The 17,617-nt window shown below is 62.4% G+C and carries 16 protein-coding genes; all 16 read right to left on the reverse strand.

Annotation, left to right across the window (positions count from 1 at the left end; genetic code table 11):
• Positions 1-330 precede the first annotated feature (330 nt).
• A complete protein-coding gene (gene fleQ / locus DM373_RS01555) occupies positions 331-1,806 on the reverse strand; it encodes a transcriptional regulator FleQ (protein ID WP_110991874.1) in 1,476 nt (491 codons plus the stop codon).
• Positions 1,807-1,972: 166 nt separating this feature from the next.
• On the reverse strand, positions 1,973-2,269 hold the full coding sequence (fliT, locus tag DM373_RS01560) for a flagellar protein FliT (RefSeq protein WP_110991875.1): 297 nt from the start codon (positions 2,267-2,269) through the stop codon (positions 1,973-1,975).
• Positions 2,270-2,288: 19 nt separating this feature from the next.
• The gene (gene fliS, locus DM373_RS01565) at positions 2,289-2,690 is read right to left on the reverse strand and encodes a flagellar export chaperone FliS (protein WP_110991876.1); all 402 of its coding nucleotides are present in this window, start codon (positions 2,688-2,690) and stop codon (positions 2,289-2,291) included.
• A gap of 128 nt (positions 2,691-2,818) precedes the next feature.
• Positions 2,819-4,204: a flagellar filament capping protein FliD gene (fliD, locus tag DM373_RS01570; RefSeq protein ID WP_110991877.1), complete on the reverse strand. Its 1,386-nt coding sequence runs from the start codon at positions 4,202-4,204 to the stop codon at positions 2,819-2,821.
• Between the two features lie 83 nt (positions 4,205-4,287).
• On the reverse strand, positions 4,288-4,641 hold the full coding sequence (locus DM373_RS01575; RefSeq protein WP_110991878.1) for a flagellar protein FlaG: 354 nt from the start codon (positions 4,639-4,641) through the stop codon (positions 4,288-4,290).
• A 75-nt stretch (positions 4,642-4,716) separates the two neighbouring features.
• Positions 4,717-6,129 carry a flagellin N-terminal helical domain-containing protein gene (locus tag DM373_RS01580; RefSeq protein WP_110991879.1) on the reverse strand — a complete coding sequence of 471 codons (1,413 nt, stop codon included), beginning with the start codon at positions 6,127-6,129 and terminating at the stop codon, positions 4,717-4,719.
• Positions 6,130-6,372: 243 nt separating this feature from the next.
• Positions 6,373-7,302: a ketoacyl-ACP synthase III gene (locus tag DM373_RS01585; protein WP_110991880.1), complete on the reverse strand. Its 930-nt coding sequence runs from the start codon at positions 7,300-7,302 to the stop codon at positions 6,373-6,375.
• Between the two features lie 269 nt (positions 7,303-7,571).
• Positions 7,572-9,134 (reverse strand): flagellar hook-associated protein 3, encoded by a 1,563-nt coding sequence (locus tag DM373_RS01590; protein WP_110991881.1) that lies wholly within the window; start codon positions 9,132-9,134, stop codon positions 7,572-7,574.
• Positions 9,135-9,146: 12 nt separating this feature from the next.
• Positions 9,147-11,186, reverse strand: coding sequence for a flagellar hook-associated protein FlgK (flgK, locus tag DM373_RS01595; protein WP_110991882.1), 2,040 nt, complete (start codon positions 11,184-11,186; stop codon positions 9,147-9,149).
• A 10-nt stretch (positions 11,187-11,196) separates the two neighbouring features.
• Positions 11,197-12,372 (reverse strand): flagellar assembly peptidoglycan hydrolase FlgJ, encoded by a 1,176-nt coding sequence (gene flgJ, locus DM373_RS01600; RefSeq protein ID WP_110991883.1) that lies wholly within the window; start codon positions 12,370-12,372, stop codon positions 11,197-11,199.
• 11 nt (positions 12,373-12,383) lie between these two features.
• The gene (locus DM373_RS01605; RefSeq protein ID WP_110991963.1) at positions 12,384-13,493 is read right to left on the reverse strand and encodes a flagellar basal body P-ring protein FlgI; all 1,110 of its coding nucleotides are present in this window, start codon (positions 13,491-13,493) and stop codon (positions 12,384-12,386) included.
• A 12-nt stretch (positions 13,494-13,505) separates the two neighbouring features.
• On the reverse strand, positions 13,506-14,201 hold the full coding sequence (flgH, locus tag DM373_RS01610) for a flagellar basal body L-ring protein FlgH (RefSeq protein WP_110991884.1): 696 nt from the start codon (positions 14,199-14,201) through the stop codon (positions 13,506-13,508).
• 79 nt (positions 14,202-14,280) lie between these two features.
• Positions 14,281-15,066 (reverse strand): flagellar basal-body rod protein FlgG, encoded by a 786-nt coding sequence (gene flgG / locus DM373_RS01615; RefSeq protein ID WP_110991885.1) that lies wholly within the window; start codon positions 15,064-15,066, stop codon positions 14,281-14,283.
• A 48-nt stretch (positions 15,067-15,114) separates the two neighbouring features.
• A complete protein-coding gene (locus DM373_RS01620; protein ID WP_110991886.1) occupies positions 15,115-15,855 on the reverse strand; it encodes a flagellar basal body rod protein FlgF in 741 nt (246 codons plus the stop codon).
• A 162-nt stretch (positions 15,856-16,017) separates the two neighbouring features.
• Positions 16,018-16,212 carry a hypothetical protein gene (locus tag DM373_RS28640; protein ID WP_157966800.1) on the reverse strand — a complete coding sequence of 65 codons (195 nt, stop codon included), beginning with the start codon at positions 16,210-16,212 and terminating at the stop codon, positions 16,018-16,020.
• A gap of 64 nt (positions 16,213-16,276) precedes the next feature.
• A complete protein-coding gene (gene flgE, locus DM373_RS01625) occupies positions 16,277-17,599 on the reverse strand; it encodes a flagellar hook protein FlgE (RefSeq protein WP_110991887.1) in 1,323 nt (440 codons plus the stop codon).
• Positions 17,600-17,617: the final 18 nt, after the last annotated feature.

The following is a 17,617-nucleotide window of genomic DNA, read 5'->3' on the forward strand; positions in this document are numbered from 1 at the left end:
AAAACTGTCCCCTGGCCCTTTATGCTAGCCAAAGCAAAACGCATGCCTGCTTTAAGATGGCGGACGCTGCGGAATCGGTTTTGTTCCTGCGGACTTTTTGATCAGTGTCAGCGCCGCTGCGGCGGCTCAGCGAGCGCGGCTGGCGGTAACAGAATCGATGCTGCCAGCGGCAAAGCGATAGCCGTGGCACAGATGGGGATGCAGGCTACCTGTGGCGGCCTCTTCGCGGGCAAGCCCGCTCCCACAGGAATGATGCAGACGTCTGACTTGCATCAATCCGTGGAAGCAGGCTTGCCCGCGAAGAAACGGGCGCAGGCGCAAGGCCGGGCGTCAATCCTCCGCCTGGTCCTCGCCGCCCTGGCGGCTCATGCCGTACTTGCGCATTTTCTCGACCAGGGTGGTACGACGAATACGCAAACGCTCGGCCGCGCGCGCAACGATACCGTTGGCATCGTCCAGCGCCTGCTGGATCAGGCCCTGCTCCAGGCTGCCAAGGTAGTCCTTGAGGTCCAGGCCCTCTGGCGGCAGCATCGCGTGATTGGAAAAGTTCGGCGTATGGCCGTTGATCGCCACGCGCTCTTCGAGGTCGCTGCGCAGGCTGTCCACCAGTTGCTCGTCTTCGTCGTCGACATAGCGGAACTTCTTCGGCAGCTCCGACACGCCGATCACCCCGTACGGATGCATGATCGCCATGCGCTCCACCAGGTTGGCCAGCTCGCGCACGTTGCCCGGCCAGCCATGCCGGCACAGCGACATGATCGAGGCGGAGTTGAAACGGATCGAGCCGCGCTTCTCGTGCTCCATGCGCGAGATCAGCTCGTTCATCAGCAGCGGGATGTCTTCAACCCGCTCACGCAATGGCGCCATCTCGATGGGGAACACGTTCAGCCGGTAATACAGATCTTCTCGGAAGGTGCCGTCCTCGATCATGCTCTCGAGGTTCTTGTGGGTCGCAGCGATGATGCGCACATCGATGCTTTGCGTCTTGTTGCTGCCCACGCGCTCGAAGGTGCGCTCCTGCAACACCCGCAGCAGCTTGACCTGCATGGGCAGCGGCATGTCGCCGATTTCGTCGAGGAACAGCGTACCGCCGTTGGCCAGCTCGAAACGCCCGGCACGGCTGGTGATGGCCCCGGTAAAGGCGCCCTTCTCGTGACCGAACAGTTCGCTTTCGAGCAGCTCTGCCGGAATCGCCCCGCAGTTGACCGGCACGAAGGGAGCTTCACGGCGCTTGGAGTGGTAGTGCAGGTTGCGCGCCACCACCTCCTTGCCGGTGCCGGACTCACCGAGGATGAGCACGCTGGCGTCGGTGTCGGCCACCTGCTGCATCATCTGGCGCACATGCTGGATGGCACGGCTGGTACCTACCAGGCTGCGGAACAGGTTGGGCTCGCGCTGACGGCCGCGCTCGCGTGCCTGGTCGTACATCTCGCGGTACACCTGGGCGCGGTGCAGCGAATCGAGCACCTGGCTGTAGCTCGGCGGCATCTCGAGGTTGGACAACACGCGACGGCGCAGCTCTTCGGGGAACTCGGCAGAAGAAATATCGCCCAGCAACAGCACCGGAAGGAACTCATCCCACGCTGCCACTGTCTTAAGAAGCCCCAGCACACTGGCCGGCGCCTTCACCGCCCCGATCAGCACACACAGCACTTCGCGGCTGGAGGCAAGAGACTCTACCGTCTGCTGCCAGTCATCACTGGAGCACGGGAGGTTTTCTTCGCCGAGAAAGTTCAGGACCACCGCCAGATCGCGGCGGCGAGCGCTGTCGTCATCGATCAGGAGAATCTTGGTTTCACGCCACATGCAATAGCAACTTCCCTAGTCATATCGGCGCCCGGCGGGCGTGCGCGACATCATCCCGACTGAATGGTCAGTGTTCGGACGTCTGAATTTCGAAAACAGCCACTAGTTAAGTCAAAAAGGCCTGCACAGTCAAATTTATGGCGCCTTTTCCCCAGTTCGGTGCATCTTAACTGAACAAATGGTAAACCTTCGACGCATTCTTTGCTTGATTGATCTGCGTCATTTCATCGGCGATGGCCTGCCGCTCGCCCATTGTAACGTCGAGCAGTTCGCGGTAGACCTGCAGCAAGCCTTCCAACCGCGCCTTGACTACCGCTTCGTCGAGCTCCGGCGCCTTGAGCATGTCGTCGATAAGGCCCCGGCAGCTCTCGTCGAGCCGGCCGATCGCACCCCAGTCCCGCGCGCCCAAGGCGGCGAGCAGCGCTTCACGGGTTTCGTCGAATCGTTGCAGCTCGCTGTTCACCTTGCTCTCCTCCACCGGCTCACTCGGCCTGCTGTGCGTCGGCAATGGCATCCCAACCGCTCTTGACGGTGATCAGCAGCTGCGCCACTTCGTCGATGATCGCCGGATCGTTGTCGATGTTGGCCTGCATCAAGCGATTGGTCATGTAGGCGTACAGGCTGGAAAGTTGCTCGATATAGGCCGGATCGTGGCTCTTCTGCGCGTCAAGACCATCGTTCAGGCCGATGATGATGTCGATGGCCTTGCCCAGCATCAAGCCTTTTTCGGCGATGTCGCCACGGGCCAATGCGCCCTTGGCCTGGGCCATGCGATCAAGCCCACCCTCCATCAGCATCTGCACCAGGCGATGGGGTGTGGCTTCGGAAATCTGGGCATGGGAATTGACCTTCTGGTACTGACGAAGGGCTCTCATGGGATTCATCTTGCGACCTCGTAACGGGCAAAAAACTTAAGGTTCGATAGTCCCTGTATCGGGCCGGATGGTCAAAACTTTACCGGCCGGTGCAAAAAGGCCGGGCATCAGGCCCGGCCATTCGCATCAATCACTGATTACTTGTCGCTCTTGGCGTTGTTCAGGGCGTTGAGCGTGCCCAGCACGTTGTTCTGCTGCTGGCGCAACTGGGTGACCAGGGTGTCCATGTTGTTGTACTTGTCCTGCAGGCTCTTTTGCAAGGCCTCCATGCGCGTGTCCAAGGTGTCCTGTTCGGACTTGAGCTTGGTCAGGCTTTCGGTCAGGGTCTTGCTGCGCTCGGCCAGGGTGCCGGTGGCGGCCTTGGCGTAGGGCTCGGTGACACTCTGCAGGCGCGCAATCAAGCCGTCCTTGCCGTTGAAGATGCTGGTAAGGTCAGCGGCGTTGGTGGCAGCGGCTTTATCCCACTTCTTGTCGTCCAGGCTCAGCGCACCGCCGTCCTGGGCGGTCGTGACGCCAAACGCTGCAAGCGACTTCAGGGTGCCGTTGCCGGACAGCGCATTCATTTCTTCGCGGATGGAGGTCATCAGCGCACGCATGGATGCATCACCGGTAAGGGCTGCCGCAGTCACGGTGCCGTCGGCATTCTTGGTGACCCTGGTCTCCGCGTTGACCACTTTGATCAATGCGTTGTAGGTGTCGATGAAGCCCTTGAGGCCCGACTTCAACGCAATCGAACTGGTGGTCAGGGAAAGCGTGGTTGGCGTGATATTGCCTTTGGTATCTTCCGGCGACGTGCCTACCAGCTTGATGTTCAGCCCACTCACCGCATCGGTGATGTCATTGCTCTTGGACTTCATGGCAATGCCATCGAGCGTATATTCGGCGTTCTTGGGCTTATCCACTTCGGTATACCCGACGTCGACACCTGAATTCCCGCCCAGCGTGATCTCGGAGCCCTCGCCCATCTTGGTGGACGTAATGACCAGGCGCGAACCCGAGGCATCGGTCAGGATGTTGGCACTGAAGCCCGCCGTGCCGTACTGGCTGTTGATGTTCTCACGCACATCTTGCAGCGTTGCCCCCGGGGGAATGCTCACGTCGTGAGCCTTGCCGTTCTGGGTGATGGTCAACTTGGTCGTACTGGTACCGGCGTTGACCACGCTGGTCGCGCCACCGGCATACACCTTGGTGGAGACCTTGGAAGCCGACGCCAGCTGGGTCACCACCAGGTTGAAGGAGCCGTTGGCTGCGCCCGCACCTGCGGTGATGGTCGCAACCTTTTCATCCGAGGACTTCAGGCTCAGGCCACCGAAGCTGTTGCCGGTGGTCATGCTGGTCAGGGCGCCACGGAAGGCATCCAGTGCTGCCTGGATCTTGCCGATAGAGGACAACGTGGTGGTTGCCTTCAGTGTCTGGGTATTGATCTGCGTCTGCTTCGGCGCTTTTTGCGCGTCCACCAGAGACTTCACAATCGCCTGGGTATCGATGCCCGATCCGATACCGCTGACTGTTGTACCTGCCATCATTGCTCTCCTTGTTCAGTAGCTGCCGGATCCTTGGCGGATAAATCCATCAAATGACCGACAGCAACAAAAATCATGCCAGCCTATGCCTTGCCGTCGAACAGCAGGCTGCCAGCTTCGCTGAGGCTTTGTGCCAGCTTCAGCGCGGTTTCCGACGGGAGCTGGCGGATCACGTCACCGGATTCGGTGGCGATGACCTTGACCACTACCTGGCCGGTTGAATCATCGATGGAGAAGTCCAGCTTGCGCTGGCTCGACTGGACGAAATCGCGGATATCGCCCACTGCTTTCTCCAGGTCCTCGCGGGTGTGCGGCTTGTCTTCAGAAGGCGCAGCCTCCTGCACCTTGGCAGGTGCCACCAGCGGGTCCTTGGCCGTCGCTGCTGCCTGGGGCGGCATCGAAGGGTACATCTGGTTCAACTTGACACTCATGTCCATGCTTCGAACTCCTCATGTCAAAAAGGTGAAAGGGCACGTAAACGCGCCCTTCCACCTCTTACTCAGGCGCCTGAATTACTGGAGCAGTTTCAGGACCGAGGATGGCAGCTGGTTAGCCTGCGACAGGATCGCAGTCGAAGCCTGCTGCAGGGTCTGCTGCTTGGTCAGCTCTGCAGTTTCCGAAGCGAAGTCCACGTCCTGCACGGTGGAGCGGGCAGCGGTGGAGTTCTTCTGGATGTTCTGCAGGTTGTCGACGGTGGTGGTCAGACGGTTCTGGGTAGCACCCAGGCCCGAACGGACGCTGTCGATCGAACCGATGGCCTTGTCGATAACGGCCAGGGCGTTCTGAGCCTTGGTGGCGTCGGTGACGTCGGTTTGCGAGATGGTGGTCTTGGCCGAGGTAACGGTTGCAGCACCGAACAGAGCAGTAGCGCCGCCCAGCGAGAAGCCTTTGGCCGAGTCCAGCGAGACAGCGCCGGTGACCACCTTGGCAGCAGCACCCAGGGCAGCGCCAGCAGCGAAGTTGCCGGAGCCGTCTTTGGCAGCGATCGAGATGTTGGCCTGGGCGTTGGCGTCAGCACCCGAGAAGCTGATGTTCTCACCGGTGTCCGACTTGATGCTCAGGGTTTTCTTGACTTCGTCGTAGTTGACGCTGATACCCAGCTTGGCAGCGTTGGATTTCAGCTGGTCGGCCAGGCCGGCCTTGTCAGTCACGCCCACGAAGTCAACAGTGCCGCTGGAACCGACAGACAGCTTGAAGTTGGCCGGAGTAGCGCCGGTTACGTCCAGTTGCAGTTCGGTGCTGGCGGTTGCGGTCAGACCACCGATCGAGCCGTTCAGATCGCTGGCGATCTGCTTGGCGGAGGCACCAGCAGCGTAGGCGACAGTGGCGGTTTGGCCGTTGCCGGTAACGGAGAGGCTGCCAGCAGCCAGGCCGCTCGCGCTCGGGGCGATGGCGGTGGACTTGACCTGCTGCGAACCGATGTTGCTGGCAGCAACGTTTTCCAGGCTCAGGTTGATGGTTTCGTTGGCGTTGGCGCCGACCTGGATGGCCTTGGTGCCGTACGAGCCGTCCAGCAGCTTCTGGCCACCGAAGGTGGTGGTAGCGGAGATACGGTTCAGCTCGGAAGTCAGAGCCTGGTATTCGTCGTTGTTCGACTTACGGTCGTCGGCGCTCAGGGAGCCAGTAGCCGAGGACAGAGCCAGGGTACGCATTTTTTGCAGGATGTCGGTCGAAGCCTGCATTGCGCCTTCGGCGGTCTGGGCGATCGAGATACCGTCGTTGGCGTTCTTCACTGCCTGGCCCAGGCCGTTGATCTGGCTGGTCAGACGGTTGGCGATCTGCAGGCCGGCAGCGTCGTCTTTGGCGCTGTTGATGCGCAGGCCGGAAGACAGGCGCTGCATCGAAGTGGTCTGGGCGGTGCTGGCCTTGTTCAGGTTAACCTGAGTAGTAACCGAAGCAATGTTGGTGTTTACAGTTAAAGCCATGACGAAATCCTCGTTGGATGGGTACTGCGGCTTCCGGCCCTGGCATCCGCCGGGTATGGCCTAGAGAACCTTCGTAATGTTTATCGTCGTTTGCGGGGGTTGCTTGAGGGCATTTGCAAAAAAAAAATGCCATCACGCTGCCACCCCCACGAAATCAGGGGCTTATGGCTTTTCAACACGTATTCGAAGGCAAAAAAAAGCGCCTGGCGGAATACGCCAGGCGCTTTTTTTGACCGCGTCGGATCAGCCGCGATAGAGAATCGCCGAGCCCCACGACAGGCCCACGCCGAAGCCACTGATGGCCACGCGCTTCCAGCTGCTGTCGAGCATGTGCTTCTGCAGCAGCAGCGGCACGCTGGAGGACACTGTATTGCCGGTTTCGAGCATGTCCTTGACGAACTTCTCCGGGTGCTGCTCTTCAAAGCGTCGCGCCACCGCATCGACGATCGCCGCGCTGCCCTGATGGATGCAGAAGGCATCGATATCGGACGACTGCAGGCCGCTGGCATCGAGCAGCTCATGCAGGTGCGCCGGCACCTTGACCAGGGCGAAGTTGAACACCTGGCGGCCGTTCATGAAGAAATTGCCGTTGGTGACCTTCAGGTGCTCGGCACCGGAACCGTCGGTACCGAAACGCGCCTCGCCCAGTTGCCATACCGCGCCCTCGCCCATCCAGGTGGCGGTGGCGGCATCGCCGAACAGCATGGTGGTGTTGCGGTCTTCCGGGTCGACGATCTTCGAATACGGGTCGGCGGTGATCAGCAGGCCGTTCTTCAGCCCCGCCGCCTGCATGAAGCCCTTGATCGCGTACAGGCCGTAGACGTAGCCGGAGCAGCCCAGCGAAACGTCGAACGCCGCCACCCGGGTGGACAGGCCCAGCTTGTGCTGGACGATGGCCGCAGTGTGCGGCAGCCCTTCTTCGTCACCGTTCTGGGTGACCACGATCAACACATCGATCGACTGCGGATCGAGCTCGGGGTTGCTGGCGAACAAGGCACGGGCGGCCTCGACGCACAGGTCGGAGGTTTCTTGCTCTTCGGCCTTGCGCGGCAGGAACGACGCGCCGATCTTGCCGAACATGAACTCTTCGTCCTTGCCGAACTTCGCACCCTGGACGTAGTTGTCCAGGCCAGCGGTGGGCACGTAACTCGCGATGCTTTTGATGCCAATCATTCTGGCTTCCCAATGAAAACAGGCAAAGACCGCCACTCGATGAATTGAGGGCGCCCACTACCGGGTCCGTGACACGCCGACATCGGGCAGGTCACTGGCTAACCGGTAACAAATTGCTGCAGCAGCTGCCGCATAGAATACAGGGAAGATGCGCGATTTGACTCATTGGTCACACTCATTTGTTGCCAACTGCCGCTCAGCACCGTGCGCCAGGCACAAAAAAGCCCCGGCAGCGCGAGGCTGGCCGGGGCTTTTGGGCACCCGCTCAGTTACATCTGATTGAACAGGCTCAGCTTGGAGATCTGCGTGAAGCTCAGCTGCGAAGCCTGCAGCATGGCCTGGTGCAGTGCCAGCATGATCGACGCATCGGCCATGTCGGTGTTGCCGATGGCGTCCTGGGTAGCCTTGTTGGCGGTGGTCAGGCTGGTGTTCTCCTGGCGCTGGATATCGAGCGAGTTGCCACGCGCACCGATGGAGCCACGGGTGATATCGACCTGCTCGCGCGCACTGGCCAGGTTGGCGACTGCCGATGCGATGGAGTTCTTCAGCGCGATGTTCGCCGCATCACCAGTGCCCGGTGCATCCAGCGCGGTACGCAGCTGGCTGATGGTCTCCAGCACGCTTTGGTTCTGGTGGGTGTTGGCATTGACCGCAAACTGGTCACCCGCCTGCGGCGCGCCGGACACCTGGTAGGTAACGCCCGCCACCGTCAGCGCCGGCGCGGTGAAGGTGCCGCTGGCCACTACCTTGCTGTCGGCGGTCAAGGGCTGCGCGTAGAGCTCGTAGGTGTTGGCGCCGGTAAACTTGATGACCGCACCGCTGTCGGGGAACGTGCTGCGGTAGGCCGTCGGGTCGGTCACCGCACCGCTGGTGATCTGCGCGCTCGAAGGGTTGCCGGCACCACGGACGGTGGTCAGCGAGTCGGGGCGCGCCTGCAAGGAGAACTCATGGCCGGCGACGGCAGCATTGGGGTCATCACCTTCCTGCAGCGTGACGCTGATCTCGAACTCGACACCCCGGAACGCGATGCGGTTACCGCCCTCGGCCTTGCTGTCGAAGGTGCCGTTGGTCGGGGTTTCGGCAGTGATGTCGTTACCCAGGGCATCGGTCACGGTGTACTGGGTGCCACTGGTGAAGGTGACCTTGTATGGCTGGCCGGCGTTGAAGTTGCTGTTGTACGCGCTGCTCGAGGTCAGCAGGCCCGGCGAGACCGCGACGCGACCATCATCGACCGGCGGCGCCACCAGGGCGGACTCGGTACGGCTCTTGTTCTTGGCCGAATCGAAGATGCTGAAGCCGGTGTCGTTGGTCGCCAGCTTCAGGGTGTCGGACACCTGCAGGCTCAGCTGGGTCTGGTCACCCTGGTAGCTGTAGCTGCCGTCGGCATTGCGCACATAGGGCGGCGACGAGGTCTTGGTGCCGCCGAACATGTAGTCGCCATTGGCATCGCGCGAGTTGAGCAGGCCGAAGATGTTTGCCTCGATCTCCTTGAGCTCGCTGCTGATGGAGGTGCGGTCGGCCGCACTGATCCCGGCGCCGCCCGCACGAAGGGCCAGGTCACTGGCGCGCTGCATGGCGTCGTTGATGGTGGCCAGCACGCTCTCTTCCTGCAGCAGCGAGTTGTTCACCGTGGTCATGTTGCCGTCGTACTGCTTGAGCAGGGCCTGTTGCTGCTGCAGCAGCAGCAGGCGTGCGGCGCCTACCGGGTCGTCACCGGCGGACTGGATGCGCACGCCGGTATCGATCTGCTGCTTGACCTTCATCAGGTTGGCAAAGTTGCTGGTGTAGCTGGTAGCGCTCGACTCATAGAACTGAGCGGTGGAAATACGCACGATGGCTACTCCTTACAATGCGTTGATCAGGGTGGCGAAGGTTTCCTGCGCCGCCTTGATGATTTGCGAAGACGCGGTGTAGTAGTGCTGGAACTTGATCAGGTTGGCCGCCTCATCGTCCAGGTTGACACCGGAAACTCCATTACGGGCTTCCTTGGCCGAGTCGTAAACGGCCTTGGTCGCCGTGGTATCGATTTGGGCCTGGCTGGCCTTGGCACCGACCCGCTCCACCATCGAGGCATAGGCCGAAGTGAAGCTGCTGCCGCCACCGGAATTGACACCGACCGTGGCCTTGGTCTGCAGGTCGAGCAGCGCTTGGGCATTGCGGTTGTCGGACTTGCCGGCGACGTTGAAGCCCATGCTGAACGAGTCGTCCTCCGCCGGGCTGCCGCCGACCGAGGTCTCCAGGCTGAACGAACGCGGGTTGCCGCTACCGTCGAGAATGGGCGCCCCGGCCGCATCGACCATCGGCACGTTGATCGTCAGCTTGTTTTCCTGGCCGGGCACGATGGTGCCGGTACCAATGTTGTTGCCCTTGGCATCGAACAGGGTGTAGCCCTGGGTGCCGCCGCTGGCCGCACCGAACACCATGCGCACCGGCATCGAGTGCTTGATCGAATCCTGGATCAGCGCGGTGTCGGCACCGCCGTAGATATCCAGCTTCGCACCCAGGTTCGGCTGGCTGATGGTACCGGTACCGTCGTTGCCGCTGCCGATGGTGGCGTTGATCGGCCCGGCGAAGGCCAGCTTGTTGGCATCGGTGAGAGTGGTGCTGATCGAGCCCGCAGCCGCGCGGGTTGGGATCACCTTGAAGCTGTCGCCCGCCGCCAGGCCGCCACCGTTGAGCTTCAGGGTGAAGCCATCGATGACCGGTGGTGGCGTGGTGTTCAGGTCGAAGCTGCCCATGTCGGTGCCGTCGGAACGGCGCACGCTGTACTGGGTGCCGCTGGTGAAGGTGACCTGGTAGTCGTGGGTGGTCAGCAGGCTGCTGTCGGCAATGGTCACGTCCAGGTTGCCGGAGCCGGCGCTGTTGCCGGTGGCACCCAGGCTGCGCTGGCTGATCGCCGCGGCGCTGTTGATGCTGGAGAACAACGCGCTGCCGAACTGACCGTTGGCATCCAGGCCCTGCCCCAGCTGGCTGTTGATGCTGTCGGTCACCACCAGGGCCACGCGGCCCAGCTCGTTCATCGACGGGTTGAGCACGTCCTGGCGATAGCGCAACAGGCCGCCGATCTGCCCGCCCGTGATGACCGAGGTGACGTCCGAGGAGAAGGTCGGGTAGTTGACCTGCAGGCTGTACTGACTCTTGTCGGCGGCGCTCGGCCCGGCGGTCAGGGTGTTGGAGCGGTTGCCGGTGACCAGCGACTGGCCGGTACCCAGGTACACGTCGTAGTTGCCGTCACGCTCCTGCACGGTGACACCCACCAGCTCATTGAGCTGGCGCACCGCCTCGCTGCGCGCATCCAGCAGGGTGTTCGGCGTGGCGCCGGACGCCGACAGCTGGGTGATCTGCTTGTTCAGGTCGGCAATGCTCGAGGTGAGCTTGTTGACCTGGCCGGCAAGGGTATCGAGCTGGCTGTTGATGCTTTCGTTCTGTTTGTTCAATTCACTGGAGATGGAATTGAAGCGGTTGCTCAGGGTTTGCGCCTGGGTCAGCAGCAACTGCCGGGACGCCACGTCGCCGGGCTTGGCCGAGGCGGTCTGCAGGGCCGAGAAGAATGCGGTCAGCACCGAGCTGATACCGGTGCTGCTGTCGCCCAGCAGTTTGTCGACACTGCCGATCTGATCAAGGTAGGTCGCCGCATCGGTGCTCAGCGAGGTCGCGGTACGCAGCTGGTTGTCCAGGTAGGCGTTGTAGACCCGGCGAACATCCGCAAGCTGAGTACCGGTACCGATGAAACCCGAGCCGATGTTGTGTGCAGGCCCCGAGACCTGGAGGGTCTGCTGGCGCGAGTAGCCGGAGGTCGCAGCGTTGGCGATGTTGTTACTGGTGACCGACAGCGCCGCCTGGCTGGCACTCAGGCCGGACAGCCCGATCGAGATCAGAGACATGGTTCAATCCTTATAGATTCGTGGTAGTGCCAGCCATGGCGTATTGCTGGGTGGGCTGCAGTTGTCGGGCGATGCTGATGATCTTGCGGGCATAGTCCGGGTCGGTTGCGTAACCGGCCTTCTGCAGCTCTCTTGCAAACTGTTCTGGGTTATCGGCTGCACCGACCGCATCTTTATAGCGACTGTTGTTCTGCAACAGGCTGACCAGGTCGTGGAAGCTGTCCTGGTAGGAGTCGTACGAGCGGAATGCCGCTGTCTCCTTGACGAACTGACCGCCACGGAACTCGCTGGTGATCGCCCGCGCCTCGCCACCCTGCCAGTTGCCGGTGGCCTTGATGCCGAACAGGTTGTGGCTGCTGCTGCCGTCAGGGTTGCGCATGACCGACTTGCCCCAACCGGTTTCCAGCGCCGCCTGGGCCACCAGGTAACGCGGATCGATACCAATGCGCTTGGCCGCCTGCTCTGCCATCGGCAGCATGGTGCTGACGAAGGCATCGCTGTTGCCAAAGGCCTTGTTGGGGGCCAACGGTGGCTGGGCCACCGCTCGCCCGACGATACGCATGCCCTCGGCGGGTGCGGCATAGGTGCGCGCCGGCTGCCAGTCACCGCGGGCGACACCGGCCAGTGACGGCGCATGCTGGGCCGCATCGCCAGTAGCGGAGGACGGCACGATACCGGCCAGCAGGCGGTCGGTAAGCTTGCCTGGCAAGGCCAGGCGCCGCGAGTTGAGGGCCGCCACATCGTTGCGCCCGGCAGCGGGCTGTTCGGCCCGCGCAGGCTCGCCCACCCGGCTACCCCACAGCGCCGGGGCCGGCCCATCGATACGCGGGAACGGGCTGGTATTGACCGTGCTGGCCTTGCGCTTGCTCAGCTGGCGCACCAGCACATCCTGCAGGCCGATGCCGCCCCCTTCGCGGGACATGCTCACGGCCAGCTGCTGGTCGTACATGTCACGGTACTGCTTGGTCGTATCGCTGTTCATCGGGTTTTCTTCGTCGGCCAGCACATCACTGGCCTTGCGCGAGGCCTTGAGCATCTCGCTGACGAACAACGACTCGAATTCCTGGGCCACCTTGCGGATGTTGCCCTCACTGTCGCGATCACCGCGCTTGAGCGAGCTCAGGCGATTGAGGTCGGTGTAGGCACCGCTGTCGACATGGCCGGAAACCTGGCTTTTCGGATTCATCCCAGGCGTCCTCAGATCACGATCAGGTCGGCCTGCAACGCGCCGGCCTGCTTCAGGGCTTCAAGGATGGCCATCAGGTCGCTTGGCGCAGCGCCGACCTGGTTAACCGCGCGGACGATTTCATCCAGGGTGGTACCTGGGCCGAACTTGAACATCGGCTTGGCTTCCTGCTGGGCATTGACCCGCGAGCGCGGCACGACGGCGGTCTCGCCATTGGAGAACGGCCCCGGCTGGCTGACGATCGGGTCTTCGGTGATGGTCACGGTCAGGCTGCCGTGGGTAACCGCCGCCGGCGACACCTTGACGTTCTGGCCAATCACGATAGTGCCGGTACGCGAGTTGATGATGACCTTGGCCACGGCCTGGCCGGGGTCGATCTCGAGGTTTTCCAGGATCGACAGGTAGTCGACACGCTGGCTCGGGTCCATCGGCGCGGTCACCCGCACCGAGCCACCGTCCAGGGCCTGGGCCACCCCTGGGCCAAGCAGTTCGTTGACCTTGTCGACGATGCGCTTGGCCGTGGTGAAGTCGGGCCGGTTGAGGTTCAGCGTCAGGCTGTTGCCCTGGTTGAAACCGCTCGGCACTGCACGCTCGACGCTCGCACCGCCCGGAATGCGGCCAGCCGACGGGACGTTGACGGTGATCTTCGAGCCATCCCGGCCTTCGGCGTCGAAACCACCGACCACCAGGTTGCCCTGGGCGATGGCGTAGACGTTGCCGTCGATACCCTTGAGCGGGGTCATCAGCAGGCTGCCGCCGCGCAGGCTCTTGGAGTTACCGATCGACGACACGGTGATGTCGACCACCTGGCCGGGCTTGGCGAAGGCCGGCAGGTCGGCATGCACCGACACCGCGGCAACGTTCTTCAACTGCACGTTGCCCGAACCCGGCGGCACCTTGATGCCGAACTGCGACAACATGTTGTTGAAGGTCTGCAGGGTGAACGGGGTCTGGGTGGTCTGGTCGCCCGTACCGTTGAGCCCCACCACCAGACCGTAGCCGATCAGCTGGTTGGCACGCACGCCGGAAATACTGGCGATGTCCTTCAAGCGCTCGGCGTGGGCGCCGAACGCACAGGACAGAAGAAGTGTCGCGGCAATCAACCGCCTAGCGTTGAACATGGTCATCCGTACTCAGAAGGGCCAGAGCGGGCTGATGAAGAAACGGTCCAGCCAACCGGGCTGGCTGGCATCGGCGAACGAGCCGGTGCCCGAATAGGTGATGCGCGCGTCGGCCACGCGAGTGGACGGCACGGTGTTGTCCGTGGCGATGTCATCGGCACGCACCAGGCCTGCGATGCGCACCAGCTCTTCGCCGGTGTTCAGGGTCATCCACTTCTCGCCGCGCACGGCGATGATGCCGTTGGGCAGCACTTCCGCGACGGTGACGGTGATCGAACCGGTCAGGGTGTTGCCCTGGGTCGCCTTGCTGTCGCCCTTGGTGGTGCGGTCACCGTTGTAACCGGCCTCGAGGGTCAGATCGCCGCTGCCCAGCGGGTTGTTGGTGTTGGGGATGGTGCCGAACAACGAGGTCAGGCCGATATTGGCCTTGCTGTTCTTCTGGATCTGCGAGCCGGCATTCTTGCTCGCCGAGGTGCGCTCGTTGAGGGTGATGGTGATGATGTCACCGACCCGGAACGCCTTGCGATCGGTATACAGGCCCTGCTCGAAGCCGGCCTGGTAGATCGAGCCGTTGTTGGCCGCCGCCGGCAACGGGGTGCGCGGCAACACCGGCGCATAGTACGGGTCGTTTGGCTTGGGCGTCGGCGCGACGCAACCGGCCAGCAACACCGCCCCCCCCAGGGCGAAAACGGACAACAGACGATTCATGACGCTTACCTCATGGTGTAACGGGCGCTGCTACAGCGAGCGAATGGTCAATGGCCCGCACCCGGCGGGCCATCAGGGCTTACAGCTGCTGGGTGACGAACGACAGCATCTTGTCGGCCGTCGAGATGACCTTGGAGTTCATCTCGTAGGCACGCTGGGTGGTGATCATGTTGACCAACTCCTCGACGGTGCTGACGTTGGAGTTTTCCAGGGTCTGTTGCTGGGTGGTGCCGAAACCGTTGAGGCCCGGGGTGCCGACCTGCGGCGCGCCGCTGGCGGCGGTCTCGAGGAACAGGTTGCCGCCGATCGCCTGCAGGCCAGCCGGGTTGATGAAGTCGGCGGTCTGGATGTTGCCGATGATCTGCGCTGCCGGGTTGCCGGCCGTGGTGATCGACACGGTGCCGTCGCGGCCGACGGTGAAGGTCTGGGCGTCCGGCGGCACGACGATGGCCGGCTCCAGGGCGAAACCGTTGGCGGTGACGATCTGGCCGTCGGAGTTCAGGTGGAAGGTGCCGTCACGGGTGTACGACACGGTGCCATCGGGCTGCAGGATCTGGAAGAAGCCACGGCCATCGACCGCCATATCCAGCGGGTTCTCGGTGGTTTGCAGGCTGCCGGCGGTGAAGCTTTTCTGGGTGCCGACGATGCGCACACCGGTACCGACCTGCAGGCCCGAAGGCAGCTCGCTGTCCTGGGTGGACTGCGCGCCAGGCTGGCGCTTGATCTGGTACAGCAGGTCCTGGAACTCGGCGCGGTCGCGCTTGAAGCCCGTGGTCGAGACGTTGGCCAGGTTGTTGGAAATGACCGTGAGGTTGGTGTCCTGGGCGGACAGGCCGGTTTTAGCGACCCAAAGAGCCGGAAGCATCTAGTGTTCTCCTCGTGCGCCTGTTTTACGGCACCCGTTCAAATGTGATTAGCCGATTTGCAAAACCCGAGCCATGGCTTCGTCGCCTTCCTTGGCCGCGTTCATCATCTTGACGTGCAGTTCGAACTGCCGGGACAACGCCAGCACCGAGGTCATTTCCTCGACCGCATTGACGTTGCTCGACTCAAGGAACCCGGAAACCACGCGAACGTTGACGTCGGCATTGGCGGGCTGGCCGCTGGTGGTGTGGATCATGCCGTCGAGCCCTTTGGTCAGGCCCTTGATGTCCGGGTTGACCAGCTTGATCCGGTCGACCTGGGCCAGCGCCCGCGGGTCTTCGCCCATGGCGCGGATGCTGATGGTGCCATCCTCGCCGACCTCGACCTTCTGCTCGGGCGGGACAGCAATCGGGCCGCCGTTGCCGATCACCGGCATGCCGTTGCCGGCGCGCAGAATACCGAGGGCGTCAATGTTCAGGCTGCCGGTACGTACATAGGCTTCGCTGCCATCGGGCGCCTGCACGGCAATGAAACCCTGGCCACTGACCGCCACATCCAGGTCACGCCCGGTCTCGACCAGGGCACCACCGGTGAAGTCGGTGGCCGGGCGCTCGCTCATGGCGAAGGCGCGCGCCGGAAAGCTGTCACCGAACACCGGCATGGAACGCGCCTGCTCCAGGTCACGCTGGAAACCATTGGTGGAAACGTTCGCCAGGTTGTTGGCATGGGCCTTCTGCGCCAGCGCGTTCTGGCTGGCACCGGTCATGGCCACATAAAGCATCTTGTCCACAGCATCTCCTCTGCGCGAACCTTGCCGCGCTGTCGTTGGCAAGGCTTAAGCAATTATCGAACCACACTGGCAAAGCCTTTCAATACGGGGCTTTCAGGGCCGCGCAGGCCCGCCGAGCGTCAGTTTGTCGGCGAATGTTTGCCGCTGGCGGCAAGCTCCGAATCAGTCATTGCGGCACGCCCCATTGCTGTAAGGCCCCGAGTGCAGCTTCCAGCCATCACCCGGGTTGATTGCCGAACACAGGTAGCGCCCGGTAGCCAGGCTTTGCCACTGGTACCAGGGCGCCGGTGCGGCCTGCAGCGAGCAGGCAACCAGCAGCGCAATCAGCACCCCCGTAAACCTCGACAGCGTCGTCATGGCATCCCCCTTCGCCAGATGTGAAAAAGCCCCTGCAAGCAGGGGCTTTGCCCAACCACGATCATCAGGTCATCTGGATGATGGTCTGCATGATGGTACTTTCAGTGGAAATGGTCTTGGCGTTGGCCTGGTAGTTGCTCTGCGCCTTGATCAGGTTGACCAGCTCGCCGGTCAGGTCGACGTTGGAGTCTTCCAGGGAGCTGCCGGCAATGCGGCCCAGGGTGCCGGTATCCGGCTCGCCGATGATCGGCACGCCCGAAGCGTAGGACTCTTTCCAAGCTGTGCCGCCCACCGGGGTCAGGCCTTGCAGGTTGGCGAAGTTGGCGATCGCCACCTGGCCGATGACCTTGTCCTGGCCGTTGGTGAAGTTGGCGAACAGGTTGCCGCTCTGGTCGACGGTCAGGCCGGCAAGCTCACCGGTGGCATAGCCATCCTGGCTCTTGGCAGTGGTGGCCGACGCTGCGTTGTACTGGGTGGTAGCCAGCATATCGAGGGTGACGCCACCCGTGCGCGCGGTGGCGCCATTGGCAACCCAGGCGCCCGCCGCGTTCTTCTCGGCCGGCACCCAGCCGGTGAGCTGGAAGGTCTTGTCGGCACCGATGGTCAAGCCACCTGGGACTGCACCTGCAGTCATACCGGCGGTATTCAGAGTGCCGTCGGTCTTGAACGGCAGCTTGTTGACCAGCGGCGTGGTCAAGGTCGGGTCAGCCGGATTGCGGCCGTCGATGGTGGTGTACATGGTCCAGGAGTTGGTACCTGCATCCTTGACGAAGTACTGGTTGAGCTGGTGCGCATTACCCTGGCTGTCGTAGACATCGGTATTGAAGGTGTAGTTGTAGCTGTTGACGTTGGCCGGATCGAACGGCGCCACGCTCGGCTGGATCGCGCTGGAGTTCAGGTTTACGGTCTCGGACACACGACCGGTCGGATTGGGCGACAGGTTCGAGGTGTCGATCTTCAGATCGGTCAGCACGCCCTTGACGACCTTACCGTTGCCATCCACCGCATAGCCCTGCAGGTTGGCACCACTGGAGTTGACGACGTAGCCGTCCTTGTCGCTGTAGAAGGCGCCGGCACGGGTATAGATGCGCGAACCGTTGTCGCTCAGGGCGAAGAAACCGTTACCGTCGATGGCCATGTCCAGCGCCTGGCCGGTGCCATTGATGTTGCCCGGGTTGAACATCTGCGAAACGGCCATGGTCTTCACGCCACTGCCGACTTGGGTCTTGCCGCCGGAAGTACCGCGGATCGACTGCGAATACTGGTCAGCGAACTCGGCGCGCGACGATTTGAAACCGGTGGTGGCGACGTTGGCAATGTTGTTGCCGGTAACGTTCAGAGCCTTGTTCGCCGCGTAGAGACCGCTAAGGCCGATATTGAAAGACATTGACTCGCTCCTTGTGCC

Origin of the sequence: Pseudomonas sichuanensis, from assembly GCF_003231305.1 — a bacterium.
In the GTDB taxonomy this organism is placed as follows: Bacteria; Pseudomonadota; Gammaproteobacteria; order Pseudomonadales; family Pseudomonadaceae; genus Aquipseudomonas; species Aquipseudomonas sichuanensis.

Coding starts and splice junctions, on each gene's coding strand:
- fleQ (WP_110991874.1), bottom strand. CDS start 1,806: ATGTGGCGTGAAACCAAGATTCTCCTGATCGATGACGACAGCGCTCGC.
- fliS (WP_110991876.1), bottom strand. CDS start 2,690: ATGAATCCCATGAGAGCCCTTCGTCAGTACCAGAAGGTCAATTCCCAT.
- fliD (WP_110991877.1), bottom strand. CDS start 4,204: ATGGCAGGTACAACAGTCAGCGGTATCGGATCGGGCATCGATACCCAG.
- DM373_RS01575 (WP_110991878.1), bottom strand. CDS start 4,641: ATGGACATGAGTGTCAAGTTGAACCAGATGTACCCTTCGATGCCGCCC.
- DM373_RS01580 (WP_110991879.1), bottom strand. CDS start 6,129: ATGGCTTTAACTGTAAACACCAACATTGCTTCGGTTACTACTCAGGTT.
- DM373_RS01585 (WP_110991880.1), bottom strand. CDS start 7,302: ATGATTGGCATCAAAAGCATCGCGAGTTACGTGCCCACCGCTGGCCTG.
- flgK (WP_110991882.1), bottom strand. CDS start 11,186: ATGTCTCTGATCTCGATCGGGCTGTCCGGCCTGAGTGCCAGCCAGGCG.
- flgJ (WP_110991883.1), bottom strand. CDS start 12,372: ATGAATCCGAAAAGCCAGGTTTCCGGCCATGTCGACAGCGGTGCCTAC.
- DM373_RS01605 (WP_110991963.1), bottom strand. CDS start 13,493: ATGTTCAACGCTAGGCGGTTGATTGCCGCGACACTTCTTCTGTCCTGT.
- flgH (WP_110991884.1), bottom strand. CDS start 14,201: ATGAATCGTCTGTTGTCCGTTTTCGCCCTGGGGGGGGCGGTGTTGCTG.
- flgG (WP_110991885.1), bottom strand. CDS start 15,066: ATGCTTCCGGCTCTTTGGGTCGCTAAAACCGGCCTGTCCGCCCAGGAC.
- DM373_RS28640 (WP_157966800.1), bottom strand. CDS start 16,212: ATGACGACGCTGTCGAGGTTTACGGGGGTGCTGATTGCGCTGCTGGTT.
- flgE (WP_110991887.1), bottom strand. CDS start 17,599: ATGTCTTTCAATATCGGCCTTAGCGGTCTCTACGCGGCGAACAAGGCT.